Here is a 15,168-nt window from a genome sequence, read left to right as displayed (position 1 = left end):
GATGCGGCGGGGGCTCGTGTTGCCTGCGCTCGGGCGGGGGCGCGCGCCGCCCCCCCCCCCCCCGCCCCGCCCCCCCCCCCCCCCCCGCTGCCGTTTCCCGCCCCGCTGCCGTTTTCCGCGCCGGAAGCCCCGCGCCGGCCCCCGGAGGGCTGCGGGAAGCCCCCTGCGAAGCCCCCGAGGCCTGGCAAGGAGCCCCGGGCAAATCCCCTTGGTAGTCCCCTTGGTAGTCCCCCCGGGAAGTCACCTGAGGGGCCCCGGGGAGTCCCCGGAGAACCCGCTCCGCGCCACGTGATCTGCACCCGAACGGGTGAGGCCGGGGCTGAGGGTGGCCCGGCCCGTCCCGGCGACCGGGCAAGCTGGACGCCATGACCAGCCGAAACAGTTCGGTCTCCGTCGCCGTCCTGCTGGTGTTCGCGATCGTTGCGGCAGCCGTGTACGCGCTGAACGACCACGGGCACTCGGCATCGGGCTCGGCGGCCGCCCCGTCCGGCACAGCGGCCACCACCGGCCGGAGCCCGACCGGCGACCCGGCCTCCGCCTCGGTGCGGACCCTCCCCACCCTCGGCGCCCCGGCCACCGGTTCCGGCTGGGTGCCGAGCAACCCCGCCCTGGCGGACGTCTGCCGCAGCCGCCTCCCTGAGCAGGCCCGCGACACCCTGGTGCTGATCGCCCGCGGCGGCCCCTACCCCTACCGGTCGGACGGCGTGGTGTTCGAGAACCGGGAGGGACGGCTGCCACGCCGGGCGGGCGGCTACTACCACGAGTACACGGTGACCACCCCGGGGTCGGCCGACCGCGGCACCCGCCGGATCGTCACCGGCGGCGCGGGCGAGGAGTTCTGGACCGCCGACCACTACGGCAGCTTCCACGAGATCGACGCCCGCTGCTGAGCCGTGTGCCCGTGTGCCCGTGTGCCCGTAACCCCGGGCCCGCACCCCGGACCGGCCCTGCCGGCCCACGACGCCAACCCCGACGCCAACCCCGACGCCAACCCCGACGCCGGGACCGGACCGCCTGTGGAGAGGGCGGAAAACCCCCTGGTTGCCGGCACCGCACGCTGGCACGATCGGAGGTGATGACCTCATCGACGAACCCCTCCTCCGCCGGCCGGGCCGGCAATCCGCACCAGGTCCCTGCTCCGGCTCAGGCCCCGAACTCCTCGGCCCCGAACTCCTCGGCCCCGAAGCCGCCCTCTCCGAACTCCCCCTCCCCGGCCACCGCCTTCGGCCCGTCCTCCGACGCCCTGCAGGGCCTGTCCGTGGGCGACGCCCTCGGTGCCCAGTTCTTCGTCCCGGCGAACCGCCGCAGGCTCGACCTCCGGCAGGTTCCGCCCGGCCGCTGGCCGTGGACCGACGACACCGAGATGGCCTGCTCCGTCCACGCCGCGCTCACCGAACGCGGCCGCATCGACAGCCACGACCTCACCCATGCCTTCGCCCACCGGCACGACTTCGACCGCGGCTACGGCCCGGCGGCCAACCGGCTGCTGCGGCTGATCCGGGAGGGCGGTGACGCCCGTCGGCTCGCCGCCGAGCTCTTCGACGGGCAGGGCTCGTACGGCAACGGCGCCGCGATGCGGGTGGCACCGCTCGGCGCGGCGTTCGCGGACGATCCGGCGGCGGCGGTCGGCCCGGCGGCCGCCACCGCGGTGATCACGCACACCCACCCGCAGGCGGTGGACGGCGCAGTCGCGGTGGCGGTCGCCGCCGCCCTCGCCGTCCGGGCCCGCGGCGAACGCCCCGCGCCCGCGGACTTCCTGTCGGCGGTCCGGGACCTCACCCCGCACGGCGCGGTCCGCCGGGGGATCGGCGAGGCCATCGCGCTGCTCGGCACCGCGGACCCGCACACCGCCGCCCGGGTGCTGGGCAACGGCAGCCGGGTGAGCGCGGCCGACACCGTGCCGTTCGCGCTCTGGGCCGCCGCCCGCCATCTGGACGACTACCCGACGGCGATCTGGGACACCGTCACCGCGGGCGGCGACGTCGACACCACGGCGGCGATCGTCGGCGGGATCGTCGCCGCGCACACCGGGACGGCCGGCATCCCCGCGGCCTGGTCGGCCGCCCGGGAACCGCTTCCGGCCTGGGCGTACCCCGAGCCCGGGGGCGTCGCCGACCCGGCAGCACCGCCGTCCGGCGTCCGCCCCGTTCCGATGGTGCTGCCGCGCCCGGTCGAGGTGCCCGCGCTCACCTGGTCGGAGGCCGACTGGCAGCGCATCCGCTCGGGCTGGGGCGACGGCCCGGCCTGGCTGCGGTACACCGCCGAGGGCGTGCTCCACGTGCTCCACCGGCCCACCGGGCACGTGCTGCTGGCGGTCGGGGTCGAGACCGTCCGCGGGGCGGGCCGCCGCCCGGCCGCCGTCCTGCGCGAGGCCCACCCCGGACGCTGGCCGGCCGGGCCGCCGCTCCCGGCCGACACCCTGCTCGCCGCCCTCTGACGGGACCGCCGCGCACCGGTCGGCACGGGGCACCGGGGCGGCCGGCCGCGACGACCCGCAGTCACCGGAGCGGGACGGAGTCGACCGCGCCCAGGTAGGTCTGCGCCTCGGCGAGGGTCAGCCAGCACTCCCACATCCGCCGGTCGGCCCCGTCGCCCCACGGGTTGCCCAGGCAGATCCGGCCGCCGGCCACGTCCACGTCCTTGATGAAGTAGGCGTGGCTGGCGGCGAGGCGCCCGCCGGCCAGACGTTCGCGGTCGTCGCCGCGGCCGTGGGTGCCGGCGGTGACGGCGTGCCCGCGGGCCCGGCGGTCGGCGATCTCGTGGACCAGCCACGGCGAGCGGAGGTCGAGCCCGTGCTCGTGCGCGGAGCGGCCGGTGAGCAGCTCCAGGGCCTCGCAGGTGTAGCCGCCGTCGGCGATCGCGGGATAGCCGCCGTGGAACATCGCCGCGGCCTTCTCGTAGTAGCCGGGCCAGGTCTCGGCGTAGCGGGCGTCGGTGCTGTGCCCGGCGGCCCCCCACAGCCGGTCGTGGCCGTAGGGGAGGTCGGGCACCACCGTGATGTCGACCGGGCGGCCGCCGTCGTAGAGGGTGCAGGTCACCGTACCGTTGGCCTCGGTCCGCAGGTGTCGCGGCGCGTGCTGCGGGTTGGCCTGGACGACCGCCTGGATGCCGGTCAGCAGCCAGCAGGTGCCGAACCGGCCCTGGTCCATGTCCTGCCAGGACATCGGCTCGGTCGAGCCGGAGACCCGCTGCCAGCTCTCGGTGTAGTAGGCGCCGTCGACCTGGGCGAACGGCCCGGTGGGCAGCACCCAGCCGTGGTCGTCGCAGCCGCAGTCGGCCTCGTACTCGGGCTGGCTGCACGGCATCGCGGTGCCGACCAGCATCGCGCCGTACGGGCTGACGGTCCGCAGCAGCCAGCCGAACAGCTCGCGCTGGCGGCGCCAGTCGTAGGCCGGCTCGCCGTGCTCGTCCTCGGTGTGCGTGAGGGCGTCCCAGCGCTCCAGGCCCTGCGGGCCGAACCGGCGCACCACCATGTCGAGTTCGGCCGGCGGCAGCGGGATCAGCAGGTTGCCGACGTGGTCGAGCAGGGCACGCGCGCCGTACTTCTGCTCGTCGGAGAAGAGCAGGTCCCAGGCCTGCCGCCCGGCGGCGTCGGCACGCTGCGGGTCCGGCGGCGGCCCGGGCGGCTGCCAGGGCAGTTCGATCTGCGGCCGGCCCCCGCGGACGTAGTGCAGCCGGCCGAGCCCGGCCGCGTCGGCGAGTTCGCCGACCATGTCGACCGTGCTCAGGATCGCCCGTCCGCCCGGCACGAACGGCGCTGCGTATCCGGCGACCTGACGCCAGTTGTTGCGGTGGTACGTCATGGATCCTCCCCCGTGGGTCACTCCGCCCCGGCACGAGGGTAAGGGGCGTACAGCGCGCGCCCGGCGGCGGGCCCGCGCCCGCGGGCAGTCCGCACCCGACGGGCGTCCGACAGTGCGGGGCGCCGCCGGACGACTCCTGGCGATCCGTTAACTCGCGTGCGGGTGCTGCCGGTCCGCCGTACCCTGCCCGCATGGCCAAGGTGCTCACCGTGAATCTCGCCCGTCCGCGACCGAATCCGGCGAAACCCGACGTCGGGGTGACCGGTATCGACAAGCGGCCGGTGGACCACCGGGTGGAGGTGCGGGCGCCGGGCCCCAAGCACACCGGGCTGCACAGCGGACTGGTCGGCGACCGGATCTTCGACACCCGCAACCACGGCGGCGACGACCAGGCGGTCTATGCGTACGCGCGGGAGGTGCTGGACCGCTGGGCGGACGAGCTCGGCCGCACCCTCCCGAACGGCGCCTTCGGCGAGAACCTCACCACCGAGGGCGTGGACGTGGACCGGGCCGTGATCGGCGAGCGCTGGCGGATCGGCGACACCGTGCTGCTGGAGGTCGCGGTCCCGCGCATCCCCTGCCTGACCTTCGCCGCCTGGCTGGACCGGCGCGGCTGGATCCGCCGGTTCACCGAGGCCGCGCTGCCCGGGGCGTACCTGCGGGTCGTCGAGCCGGGGCTGGTCGGCGCGGGGGACGCCGTCACGGTGGAGCACCGGCCGGAGCACGGACTCACCGTCCGGCAGTGCTTCCGCGCGCTGACCACCGAGCCGGACCTGCTGCCGCTGCTGGCCGACGTCGCCGAGCTGCCTGCGGACGCCCGAGAGCTGGGCCGCCGGCGCACCTGCCGGGCACCCTACGCGCCGCCCGCGGAGGACTGACCCCGCGCCCGGACCGGCGAGCACGGGCGACCCGCACCCGCGGGAACGAAAGGGCCCGCGGAGCAGGAGAACCCGCAGAGCAGGAGAACCCGCAGAGCAGGAGAACCCGCAGAGCGGGCGGACCCGCGGGCGGGGGCGGCCCGCCCGCGGGGTTCACGTCACGCGTGGATCAGCGGAGCGTGTCTAAGGCACTCCTGGTTGAGTGCCGGGTCCGGGGCACTGGGCGAGGTGGCGGCGGCGATCCGCAGCTCGATGATGTCGCGGACGGCCGGCCACTCCTCGTCGAGGATGGAGTAGAAGGCGGTCGAGCGGACCACCCCGTCCAGCCCGCGCGAGTGCGCCCGGCGGATGCCCTCGCAGGTCGCACCGAGCCGCTCGATGGCGGCACGCGAGCGCAGGTTGCGGGCGTCGGCGCGCAGCGAGATCCGCTGCACTTGCCACTCCTCGAAGGCGAAGCGCAGCATCAGCAGCTTGGCCTCGGTGTTGACGCCGGTGCCCTGGGCGCGCGGGGACAGCCAGGTGTTGCCGATCTCGGCGGCGTCCGGGACGGCCAGCAGCGGGTCGCCGAAGGGCACGCCCGGCGCCGGCGGCCACACCAGCGGCCCGCGCCAGTAGTCGAGTTCCAGGAACCGGGTGGAGCCCACCACCCGGTCGTCCGCGGTGCTCACCGTGGCGAACGGCAGCGACCGGCCCGCGGCCTGGTCGGCGAGGGCGCGCGCGATGTAGTCGCGGGCCGCTTCGAGGCCGTGCGGGACGGGGGTGAAGGCGTAGGTCGTACGGTCCTCGGCGCCTGCCGCGGCCAGGGCCTCGGCGTGGTGCTCGGCGAGAGGCTCCAGCCGCACGGTGCGGCCGGTGAGGGTGACGGGTACGGGCACGGATCCTTCGGTCCTTCGTCGGTCGGAGGGGCCCTCCCGCCGGGGTGCGGCGTCGGGGCTGGGTCGTTCGCCCCGCCCCGGTCGTCCGCCGCCGTGCCGTGGTACGCCGGCGGGACCGGCGGCACGGGGGGAGGCGGCGGCCCGGAGGCGGGCAGCGCGGTGCCGGAGCGGGTACGGGTCGACGGCCCGACCGGCGGGATGAGCGAGGGGACAGTGTGCGTCCGCGAGATGGCCGAGAGAGAGACGAGATCACGAAGGGAAGCAGGCGGCCAGATGAAGGCAAGGTGCGCAGTGTGTGACTGGCCGCGCACTCGTCCGGGACGTGGCCCGCGCCGTCACGGACGGCGTGGCGACGACGCGACGATGCGAGGCAGCGAGAGGACGATACCCGCAAGAAGGCGGTGCGTCACTTCGCGGCGCGCGAGAAGGGGCGTGCAGGTGTCCCGGGTACGCCGTGGCGCCCGCCGAACCGCCGCGCCACGGGCCCGGACACCCCTCCGACCAGCGGATTCACCGGGAGTGAGAATATTCTGGGCGCGGGGTGGAGAGATCGCGGCAGCTCCGGGGGCGGCTGCGGGAATGCCGCGGGCATCCGGCACGCTGGAATGATCAGGCAGGCGTCCGGGAGGCGCCCGCCGGGGTGCCGCCGACCAGGGCAGTTCCCGAGAACGGACGAGACGGAACGGGGTTGGGTGCACCGTGCGTGATCCCCACGAGCTGTACGAGCTGGAGCCGGCCGGCGTCGCAGCGGTCGCGGCGGCTCAGGAGGCCGCGGCCGAGGCCGACGGCGGGCTGGTGATGCTGTACCACTTCGAGGGCTTCATGGACGCGGGCGAGGCCGGCAGCCAGGTGGTCACCCACCTGCTGGAGCACGGATCGCCGCAGGTGGTGGCCCGCTTCGACCACGACCGCCTGGTGGACTACCGCGCCCGCCGCCCCGCGATGGTCTTCGACCGCGAGAGCTGGACGGACTACGACCCGCCGGAGATCCTCCTCCAGCTGGTCCGCGACTCCGTCGGCGCGCCCTTCCTCGTCCTCACCGGCCCGGAGCCGGACACCGAGTGGGAGCTGTTCTCGGCCGCCGTGCGCGGCCTGGTCGAGCGCTTCGACATCCGGCTGTCGGTGGACTTCCACGGCATTCCGATGGGTGTCCCGCACACCCGGCCGGTCGGGCTGACCCCGCACGGCACCCGGATGGACCTCGCCTCCGGGTACCCGAAGTGGTTCGACCAGGCGCAGGTGCCCGGCAGCGCCCAGGCCCTGCTGGAGTACCGCCTCGCCGAGTCCGGCCACGACGTGCTGGGCTTCGCCGTGCACGTCCCGCACTACATCGCCCGGTCGGCCTACCCGGCGGCTGCGGTCCTGATCCTGGAGGCCGTCCAGTCCGCCACCGGCCTGGTGCTGCCCGGCACCGAACTGCGCCTGCGGGTGGACGAGGTGTACGCCGAGATCGAGGAGCAGCTCGCCCAGGGCGACGGCGAGCTCCGGTCCGCCATCCGCGGGATGGAGGGCCAGTACGACGCGGTCGCCGGCTCGGAGGGGCGGCAGAGCCTGCTCGCCGAGGAGCCCGACCTGCCCTCCGCCGACGAGCTCGGCCGTCGCTTCGAGGAGTTCCTCGCCGAGCACGAGCGCGACACCGAGTAGCCGACACCGAGTAGCCGACACCGAGCGGCCGACACCGAGCGGCACCGCCGAGGGCGTCCGGCAGGGCACGCCACCCGGGCGGCCGCGGCCGATCGGCCCACGCGCACCGGGTGCACCGGGGCCGACCTGCGGCAAGGGCATTCCGGGCAGGTCGGCGCGCCGCCCCGGGCCACCGCCGGGATCTTCCGGCCGTCCCGTACGTTGGGGAGCACAGCGGCCCCCGGCAGGGCGGGCACGACCGGGGGAGGGGCATGGGAATCGGGCGAGGCGCCGTCGTAACGGCTGCGGTCTCGCTGGCGCTGGCCCTGACGGCCGGCTGCAGCAGCGGGGCCGACGGGGCCAGGCCCGCCCCGGCGGGATCCGCGTCCGGCGCGGGCGGGAGCGGGCCGCCGTCCGGGTCGCCGTCCACCACCGCCCGGCCGGTGCCCGGCCCGTACGTAGCACTCGGCGACTCGTACACCTCCGGGCCCCAGGTGCCGCCGCCGACCGGAATCCCCACCGGCTGCCTGCGCTCCGGCGCCAATTACCCGTCGCTGGTGGCCGCACAGCTCGGACTGAGCGGTGCCGGCTTCCGCGACGTCAGCTGCAACGGCGCCCGGACGACCAATCTGACCGGGCAGCAGCGGACGTCCGACGGCACCAACCCGCCGCAGCTCGACGCGCTGGGTGCGCAGACCCGCCTGGTGACGGTCGGCATCGGCGGCAACGACGCCGGGTTCATGGACGTGCTGAGCCGCTGCGCCCGGGAGAGCCTGCGCCGCTCGCAGTTCCCCGGCGACGCCGCGGCGGCGCCCTGCCGGGCCGCCTACGCGGCCCCCGGCGGCGGCCCGGACGAGGTCCAGCGCAAGGTGGAGGCGGCGGGGGAGAAGGTCACCGCCGTCCTCGGCGAGGTCCGTCGCCGGGCACCGCAGGCGACGGTCTACCTGGTGGGGTACCCGATACTCTTCCCGGCCGACGGGTCGTCCTGCGTCCAGACCCTCGGCGACGCCGTGGCCCCGGGCGACCTGGCCTTCCTCGCCGAGAAGCAGCAGCAGCTCAACGCGATGCTCCGGGACAGCGCACGGGCGGCGGGCGCCCGCTTCGTGGACACCGCGGCGGCCTCGGTCGGCCACGACATGTGCGCCGGCCCGGGACGGCGCTGGATCGAGCCGGTCGTCCCGGCCGCCGGCGCCGCGCCGCTGCACCCGAACGCCCTCGGGGAAAAGGGCATGGCGGCGGCCGTGCTGGCCGCCGTGCGCGGCTGAGCGGCCCCGAGCCGACCCCGCCGCGCCCCGGCGCGCCCTCGTCCCGCGCGCCCTGCGGACATGCCGCCGGCCGTCCGCGGGTCAGGGCAGGGACTGCGGACGGCCGGGGCCGATTCGGTGCCGGGCGGTTGCCCGTCGGAGCTGCCGGCCGAGCTACCCGGCCGAGCCGCCCGGACGGCTGCTCAGGCGGCGCCGAGGCGGGCGGCGTGGACGGGGATCCGGACCCCGGGGTCGTCCAGGCACTCGCCGGTGGCCAGGTCGAACCGCTGCTTCAGCAGCGGCGAGGCCACGTACACCCGGCCGTCGGCGGTGGAGCCGAGCAGCCCGCGGGAGAGCACGTACGCGCCGGTGAACGGGTCGCGGTTGGTGACCGCGTACAGCTGGTCGGCGCGGTCCCGGAAGATCGCGGCCTGGGTGCCGTCCGGCAGCAGGACCGCGACGCCGCGGCCGGGGGTGAGCTGCTCCCATTCGCAGACGGACGTCCAGGACCGGCCGGCGAGCAGTTCGACGCGGGTGGTGGTGGCGACGGTGGTCATCGGGTCTCCAGAAGCGCGTTGTCGGGGTCGAGGGCGGCGAGCAGCTCCTCCTCGGTGGCGAGGAGGACCAGGTCGGGCTTGATCTGGTCGCGCTCCGGGGTGAACCGGATGCTCGGGTCGGGGACGCCGGGGGCGTTGACGAAGGAGACGAAGCGGCGCATCCGGTCCGGGTCGGCCAGGGTGGCCGCCCACTCGTCCTGGTAGTCGGCGACGTGGCGGCCCATCAGGGCCTCCAGGTCGGCGCAGATGCCGAGCGAGTCGTCGACCACCACGTCGCGGACGTGGTCGAGGCCGCCCTCGATCCGCTCCAGCCAGGTGGAGGTGCGCTCCAGCCGGTCGGCGGTGCGGATGTAGAACATCAGGAACCGGTCGATCAGCCGGATCAGCTGCTCGTCGTCGAGGTCCTGGGCGAGCAGGTCCGCGTGGCGCGGGGTGGCGCCGCCGTTGCCGCCGACGTAGAGGTTCCAGCCGTTGGAGGTGGCGATGATGCCGAAGTCCTTTCCGCGGGCCTCGGCGCACTCGCGGGCGCAGCCGGAGACCGCCGACTTGAGCTTGTGCGGGCTGCGCAGGCCCCGGTAGCGCAGCTCCAGCCGGATCGCCATGGCGACCGAGTCCTGGACGCCGTAGCGGCACCAGGTCGAGCCGACGCAGGACTTCACGGTGCGCAGCGACTTGCCGTAGGCGTGGCCGGACTCGAAGCCAGCCGCGACCAGCCGGGACCAGATCTGCGGGAGCTGGTCGACGCTGGCGCCGAAGAGGTCGATCCGCTGACCGCCGGTGATCTTGGTGTATAGGCCGAAGTCCCTGGCGACCTCGCCGATCACGATGAGCTTCTCCGGGGTGATCTCGCCGCCGGGGATCCGCGGCACGACCGAGTAGGAGCCGTTCTTCTGCAGGTTCGCCAGGAAGTGGTCGTTGGTGTCCTGCAGGGCGGCCTGCTCGCCGTCCAGGATGTGCCCGGAGGCCTCCAGCTCGGGGGCGAGCGAGGCGATGATCGAGGCGACGGTCGGCTTGCAGACCTCGCAGCCCTCGGCGCCCTCCGGGGCGCGGCCGTGCTCGGCGAGCAGCTGCCGGTGGGTGGCGATCCGCTTGACCAGGACGATCTCGTACAGCTCGGCGCGGGTGTGCGCGAAGCAGGGGCACAGGCCCTTGTCGACCTCGACGCCGGAGGCCTCCAGCTCGTCGGAGACGATGGTGGAGAGCAGCTTGATGCAGGAGCCGCAGCCGGTGCCGGCCTTGGTGCAGGTCTTGACCTCGGGCACGGTGGTGCAGGAGTGCTCGGTGACGGCCGAGCGGACCTGGCCCTTGGTGACGTTGTGGCAGTTGCAGACCACCGCGTCGTCCGGCAGTGCGGAGGAGCCGAGCGCGACGGGGGCGCCGGCGCCGGCGGGGAGGACCAGCGACTCGGCGGGGACGGGCAGCGGGTTGCCGGTCCCGGCCAGCGGGCGGAGCGAGGAGTACGCCTCGGCGTCGCCGACCAGGATGCCGCCGAGCAGCGCCCCCTCGGGGGTGACGACCAGCTTCTTGTAGATGCCGGAGCGGGAGTCGGAGTAGACCACGTCCAGCGCGCCCTCGGTGGTGCCGAACGCGTCGCCGAAGCTGGCCACGTCGACGCCGAGCAGCTTGAGCTTGGTGGAGAGGTCGGCGCCGGTGAACGGCTTGCAGACCTCGTCGGCGAGCTGCTGGGCGACGGCCTGGGCCATCTCGTAGCCGGGCGCGACCAGGCCGTAGACCCGGCCGTCGACGGCGAGCGCGCACTCGCCGATGGCGAAGACGTGCTCGTCGGAGGTCCTGCAGTACTCGTCGACGGCGATGCCGCCGCGCTCGCCGACGGTGAGGCCGCAGTCGCGGGCCAGCTGGTCGCGGGGGCGGACGCCGGCCGAGAAGATCACCAGGTCGGTCTCCAGGTCGGAGCCGTCGGTGAAGGTCATGCCGCTGGCCTTGCCGTCCTCGACGACCACGGTCTTGGTGCCGACGCCGGTGTGCACGACGACGCCCATCTCCTCGATGGTGCGGCGCAGCGCCTCGCCGCCGCCCTCGTCCACCTGGACAGGCATCAGCCGGGGCGCGAACTCGACCACGTGGGTCTCCAGGCCGAGGCCCTTGAGCGCGCCGGCCGCCTCCAGGCCGAGCAGGCCGCCGCCGACCACCGCGCCGACCCGCGCGTTCGCCGCGTAGGCCTCGATGGCCTCCAGGTCCTCGATGGTCCGGTAGACGAAGCAGCCCTCGGCGTCCTTGCCGTCGACCGGCGGGACGAACGGGTAGGAGCCGGTGGCGAGTACCAGGGTGTCGTAGCCGATGGTGTTCCCGGCCGCGGTGGTGACGGTCCTCGCGCCGCGGTCGATCGAGGCGACGGGGGAGGAGAGGTGCACCTCGAAGCCGTGCCGGTCGGCGAAGCCCTCCTCGGCGAGCAGCAGGTCGTCGGCGGACTTCCCGTCGAAGTACGAGGTGAGGGCGACGCGGTCGTAGGCGTGCCGGGGCTCCTCGGCGAGGACGACGACCCGGTAGCGGCCGGCGGCGCCGGTGGCGGCCAGGGCCTCCAGGAAGCGGTGGCCGACCATGCCGTACCCGACCAGGACGACGGTCGGCCTGCTGGTGGTCATCGGGCTGGTGTTCATCGGGAGGGCCCTCCGGTGGTCGTGCTCTGGGTGGTGAGCAGGTGCAGCGGGTGTGCTGACAGGGCCTCGTCGCCCTCCCAGGTGCCGGCGAGGTCGCCGACGGTGTCGAGGTCGCCGAGCAGGACGCCGCCGACCAGGCGGTCGCCGCCCGCCTCGTCGCGGCGGACGATGACCTTGCGGTAGGTGCCGCGGCTGGCGTCGGCGAGCCGGACGACCCGGTCGTCGGGGCCGGCCGGCGCGGTCTCGCCGAAGGCGGCGAGGTCCAGCGGCGCGGAGTCCGGGCCGGCCAGGGTGAGCCGGGTGAGCAGCCGGCTGCCGCGGTACGGGGTGTCCCGGCCGCTCAGCATGCGGGCGAGGTGGTCGGCCTGCGCGAGGGCGGGGCCGGCCAGGCCGTAGACGGTGCCGCGGTGTTCGGCGCAGTCGCCGAGGGCGTGGATCGCCGGGTCGGTGGTGCGCAGCCGGTCGTCGACGACGATGCCGCGGCGCACCTCCAGGCCGGCAGCGGCGGCGAGGCCGGTGCGCGGCCGCACCCCGGCGGCGATGACGAGGAGTTCGGTGTCGAGTCGGAAGCCGTCGGCGAGTTCGACGCCGGTGATCCGGCGGTCCTCGGTGAGCGCGGAGCGCACCCGGCACTCGGTGTGCACCTCGACGCCGAGTTCGGTGAGGTGGGCACGGAGCAGGCCGGCGGCCTCCTCGTCGAGGTGGTGCTCCATCAGGTGCTCGCCCTGATGGGCCAGCACCACCTGGACCCCGCGGGCGGCCAGCGCCCGGGCGGCGCTCACCCCGAGCAGCCCGCCGCCGACCACCACGGCCTGCCGGACGCCCGGCAGGTGGGCGTCGATCAGCTCGCAGTCGGCCATGGTGCGGAAGGCGAACACGCCGGCGGGCAGGGTGTGCCGCCCCCGGCCGACGAGGGCGTCGTCGAACAGGCCGCGCAGCGGCGGCAGCACCGGATTGGAGCCGGTGGCCAGCACCAGGCGGTCGTACCCGACCGCGGCGCCGTCGTCGCACTGCACCAGGCGCTGCGCCCGGTCGATCCGCACCGCCCGGGCCCGGCGGCATTCCACCTCCGCGGGGAGCGCCGCCAGCGCCGCGAGCTCGGGCGCGTAGCGGCCGGCCAGTACCTCGGCGAGCAGCACCCGGTTGTACGGCGCGTGCTCCTCCTCGCCGAGCAGCACCACCCGGCCCGCACCGTGTGCGGTGAGCTGCCGGGCGAGCCGGTGGCCGGCCATGCCGCCGCCGATCACCACGATCCGCGGCCCCGCTGTGCTGTCCGTCGCCGTCATGCCCTTGAGCATGCTTCCCGGACGTTTCCCGGCCGGGGCCGAACTGTTTCACGAGCGGAAAGTCGGCCTCAGCGGCGCGCGGGCCCTGCTGTGAGCCCGGCTCAGGCCAGCTGGGCGGCCTGCAGCCCGGCGTACGCGCCGCCGCTGCGCAGCAGGTCGGCGTGCGGGCCGATCTCGGCGATCCGGCCCTCGTGCATCACCACGATCCGGTCGGCACCCTTGATGGTGGAGAGCCGGTGCGCGACGACGAAGACGGTCCGGCCGCGCACCAGCCGGGCCAGCGCCTGCTGCACCAGCGCCTCGGAGCGGGAGTCCAGGGCGGAGGTGGCCTCGTCGAGGATGAGCACCCGCGGGTCGCGGATCAGCGCGCGGGCGATCGCGAGGCGCTGCTTCTGGCCGCCGGACAGCCGGGCGCCGCGCTCGCCGACCACGGTGTCCAGGCCCTGCGGCAGCCGGTCGATGAACTCCAGCGCGTTGGCGTCGCGCAGTGCGGTGCGCACCGCCTCCTCCGGCACGTCCTTCATGCCGTAGGTGACGTTCTCCCGGATGCTGCCCTCGAACAGGATCGACTCCTGCGGCACCACCGACAGGAACTTGCGGTAGCTGCGCAGGTCGAGCTGCTCCATGTCGGTGCCGTCCAGCAGGATCCGGCCCTCGGTCGGCCGCAGGAAGCCGATCACCAGGTTGAGCACCGTGGACTTGCCCGCCCCTGACCCGCCGACCAGGGCGATCGTCTCGCCGGGCCGCACACTCAGGTCGAAGCCGGTCACCGACGGCTCGTCGGCGCCGGGGTAGGTGTGCCCGACGCCCTCGAAGTCGATCCGCCCGGTGACACCGGCGACGTCCGCCTTGCCCGCGTTCTCCTCCAGGTCGGGGGCCTGCAGCACCTCGCCCGCGGAGCGGACGGAGGCCAGCCCCTTGCCGATCTGCGGGGTCAGCGAGAGCAGCGTGGTGACCGAGCCGGTGAGGCTGGAGAAGTAGGCGCTGAGCATCACCACCGCGCCCGGGGTGACGTTCAGCCAGCCGTAGTACGCCACCACCGCGGAGCCGGCCAGGCAGCCCACGCCGATGGCGTTCAGCAGGATCCAGGCCAGCGAGCCGAACCGGCCGTTCAGCAGGTCGAGCCGGAGCCCCGCGTCCAGCACCCGGCCGAGCGTGCGGTCGACCCGGCGCAGCGCGGTGCGCTCCAGCCCGTGCGCCCGGGTGATCGGGATCAGCGTGGTCATCTCGCCGACCCGCGAGGACAGCTGCTCGACCTCCTGGCGGAAGGACTCGTTCTGGCTGCGCAGCCGCTCGCGCAGCCGGACGACCAGCAGCGCCGCGGCCGGCACGACCACCACGAAGACCGGCAGGAAGGCCGGGGTCTGAACGGCGATCACCACCAGGCCGCCGGAGAGCGTGGCGATCGCGGCCAGCCCGTTGTCGGCGGTCTGCTGGGCGGCGTTCTCGATGCCCTCGACGTCGCGGATCACCTTCGCCTGCAGCACGCCAGCGCTGACCCGCGAGTGGTAGCCGATCGAGAGCTGCTGCATCCGGTGGCAGAGCGCGGAGCGCAGCCGGGTGCCCATCCGCCGGATCGACCCGTGCATCCAGTGCACGTACAGCAGGTGCAGCGGCAGGTTGAGCAGCAGGATGGCCAGCAGGACGGCCGAGTTCCACCAGAGCACCGATATCGGGCGGTGCCGGACGACCACGTCCACGATGTTGGCGGTGATCAGCGGGAGCAGCCAGACCGGCGCGTGCTTGGCGAGGAAGACCGCGACGGCGAGGCCGACCCGGCCGCGGTCGGGGCGGAACAGGTAGAGGAGGGTGCGGACGGGGTGCTCGCCGCGGTAGCGGTGGCTCAGCGGGCCCTGGGGCAGCGCCATGGGGAGGCTCCGGGGGAGGAGTTCGGTGCGGGGGTGGCACCATCCTGGCAGCCCGGTGCCGCGCCGCGGGTGGCCGGAACCGGACACCCGGCCCGCCACCCGATCCCCGCCACCACCCGGTCGCCGACACCCCGGTCCGTCAGCCGGCCGCCGGGCCGCCGTCCTCGCAGCGCTCCAGCCGCACCGCGCAGGCCTTGAACTCCGGCATCCGGGAGACCGGGTCGAGCGCCGGGTTGGTGTGCACGTTGGCGTTGGCCGCGCCCGGCCAGTGGAACGGCATGAAGACCGTGTCGGCGCGGATCGCGGTTGGGTTGCCGGGGGGGGGGTGCGGGGGGGCGCGCCCGCGCACCCCCCCGCCCAGGGCGCCGGCGCGCCCCCCCCCCCCCGCGCGGCGCCGCGGGGGGGGGCGAGCGGAA

At 75.1% G+C, this 15,168-nt stretch carries 10 protein-coding genes and 2 pseudogenes; 5 read left to right on the top strand and 7 right to left on the bottom strand.

Annotated elements, in window-relative coordinates:
* The first annotated feature begins 365 nt into the window (after window positions 1–365).
* Window positions 366–890, top strand: coding sequence for a ribonuclease (locus tag ACFV0G_RS08310; protein ID WP_380543590.1), 525 nt, complete (start codon window positions 366–368; stop codon window positions 888–890).
* 353 nt (window positions 891–1,243) lie between these two features.
* Window positions 1,244–2,089 (top strand): annotated as a pseudogene (locus tag ACFV0G_RS08305) (ADP-ribosylglycohydrolase family protein); the annotation flags it as partial.
* 409 nt (window positions 2,090–2,498) lie between these two features.
* On the opposite strand, the gene ACFV0G_RS08300 reads toward ACFV0G_RS08305, so the two are convergent.
* Window positions 2,499–3,803: a C2 family cysteine protease gene (locus ACFV0G_RS08300; RefSeq protein ID WP_380543587.1), complete on the bottom strand. Its 1,305-nt coding sequence runs from the start codon at window positions 3,801–3,803 to the stop codon at window positions 2,499–2,501.
* 191 nt (window positions 3,804–3,994) lie between these two features.
* Between ACFV0G_RS08300 and ACFV0G_RS08295 the strand changes: the two genes are divergently transcribed.
* A complete protein-coding gene (locus tag ACFV0G_RS08295) occupies window positions 3,995–4,681 on the top strand; it encodes an MOSC domain-containing protein (RefSeq protein WP_380543584.1) in 687 nt (228 codons plus the stop codon).
* 158 nt (window positions 4,682–4,839) lie between these two features.
* On the opposite strand, the gene ACFV0G_RS08290 is transcribed toward ACFV0G_RS08295, so the two are convergent.
* A complete protein-coding gene (locus ACFV0G_RS08290; protein ID WP_380543581.1) occupies window positions 4,840–5,556 on the bottom strand; it encodes a GNAT family N-acetyltransferase in 717 nt (238 codons plus the stop codon).
* Between the two features lie 699 nt (window positions 5,557–6,255).
* Here ACFV0G_RS08290 and ACFV0G_RS08285 point away from each other — a divergent pair.
* Window positions 6,256–7,200: a PAC2 family protein gene (locus ACFV0G_RS08285; protein ID WP_380543578.1), complete on the top strand. Its 945-nt coding sequence runs from the start codon at window positions 6,256–6,258 to the stop codon at window positions 7,198–7,200.
* Window positions 7,201–7,451: 251 nt separating this feature from the next.
* Window positions 7,452–8,444, top strand: coding sequence for an SGNH/GDSL hydrolase family protein (locus tag ACFV0G_RS08280; RefSeq protein WP_380543575.1), 993 nt, complete (start codon window positions 7,452–7,454; stop codon window positions 8,442–8,444).
* Between the two features lie 182 nt (window positions 8,445–8,626).
* On the opposite strand, the gene nirD is transcribed toward ACFV0G_RS08280, so the two are convergent.
* The 5 genes and pseudogenes from nirD to ACFV0G_RS08255 form a co-directional block, all read right to left on the bottom strand.
* Entirely contained in the window at window positions 8,627–8,980 is a 354-nt protein-coding gene (gene nirD / locus ACFV0G_RS08275) for a nitrite reductase small subunit NirD (RefSeq protein ID WP_380543572.1), read from the bottom strand.
* Window positions 8,977–11,583: a nitrite reductase large subunit NirB gene (gene nirB, locus ACFV0G_RS08270; RefSeq protein WP_380543569.1), complete on the bottom strand. Its 2,607-nt coding sequence runs from the start codon at window positions 11,581–11,583 to the stop codon at window positions 8,977–8,979. Before nirB ends, nirD begins: the two co-directional genes overlap by 4 nt.
* A gap of 11 nt (window positions 11,584–11,594) precedes the next feature.
* Window positions 11,595–12,884, bottom strand: coding sequence for an NAD(P)/FAD-dependent oxidoreductase (locus tag ACFV0G_RS08265; protein WP_380543566.1), 1,290 nt, complete (start codon window positions 12,882–12,884; stop codon window positions 11,595–11,597).
* A 101-nt stretch (window positions 12,885–12,985) separates the two neighbouring features.
* Window positions 12,986–14,752, bottom strand: a complete 1,767-nt coding sequence (locus ACFV0G_RS08260; RefSeq protein WP_380543563.1) for an ABC transporter ATP-binding protein — start codon at window positions 14,750–14,752, stop codon at window positions 12,986–12,988.
* A 139-nt stretch (window positions 14,753–14,891) separates the two neighbouring features.
* A pseudogene (locus ACFV0G_RS08255) lies at window positions 14,892–15,096 on the bottom strand (molybdopterin dinucleotide binding domain-containing protein); the annotation flags it as partial.
* Between the last annotated feature and the right edge of the window lie 72 nt (window positions 15,097–15,168).

The sequence above is a fragment of the Kitasatospora sp. NPDC059571 genome (genome assembly GCF_042735675.1).
Taxonomy (GTDB): Bacteria; Actinomycetota; Actinomycetes; order Streptomycetales; family Streptomycetaceae; genus Kitasatospora.
Note: the sequence above shows the minus strand (reverse complement) of the source record. Positions and strands in the feature narration are given on the sequence as shown.

Coding starts and splice junctions, on each gene's coding strand:
- ACFV0G_RS08260 (WP_380543563.1), bottom strand. CDS start 14,752: ATGGCGCTGCCCCAGGGCCCGCTGAGCCACCGCTACCGCGGCGAGCAC.
- ACFV0G_RS08280 (WP_380543575.1), top strand. CDS start 7,452: ATGGGAATCGGGCGAGGCGCCGTCGTAACGGCTGCGGTCTCGCTGGCG.
- ACFV0G_RS08295 (WP_380543584.1), top strand. CDS start 3,995: ATGGCCAAGGTGCTCACCGTGAATCTCGCCCGTCCGCGACCGAATCCG.
- ACFV0G_RS08265 (WP_380543566.1), bottom strand. CDS start 12,884: ATGACGGCGACGGACAGCACAGCGGGGCCGCGGATCGTGGTGATCGGC.
- ACFV0G_RS08310 (WP_380543590.1), top strand. CDS start 366: ATGACCAGCCGAAACAGTTCGGTCTCCGTCGCCGTCCTGCTGGTGTTC.
- nirD (WP_380543572.1), bottom strand. CDS start 8,980: ATGACCACCGTCGCCACCACCACCCGCGTCGAACTGCTCGCCGGCCGG.
- nirB (WP_380543569.1), bottom strand. CDS start 11,583: ATGACCACCAGCAGGCCGACCGTCGTCCTGGTCGGGTACGGCATGGTC.
- ACFV0G_RS08300 (WP_380543587.1), bottom strand. CDS start 3,803: ATGACGTACCACCGCAACAACTGGCGTCAGGTCGCCGGATACGCAGCG.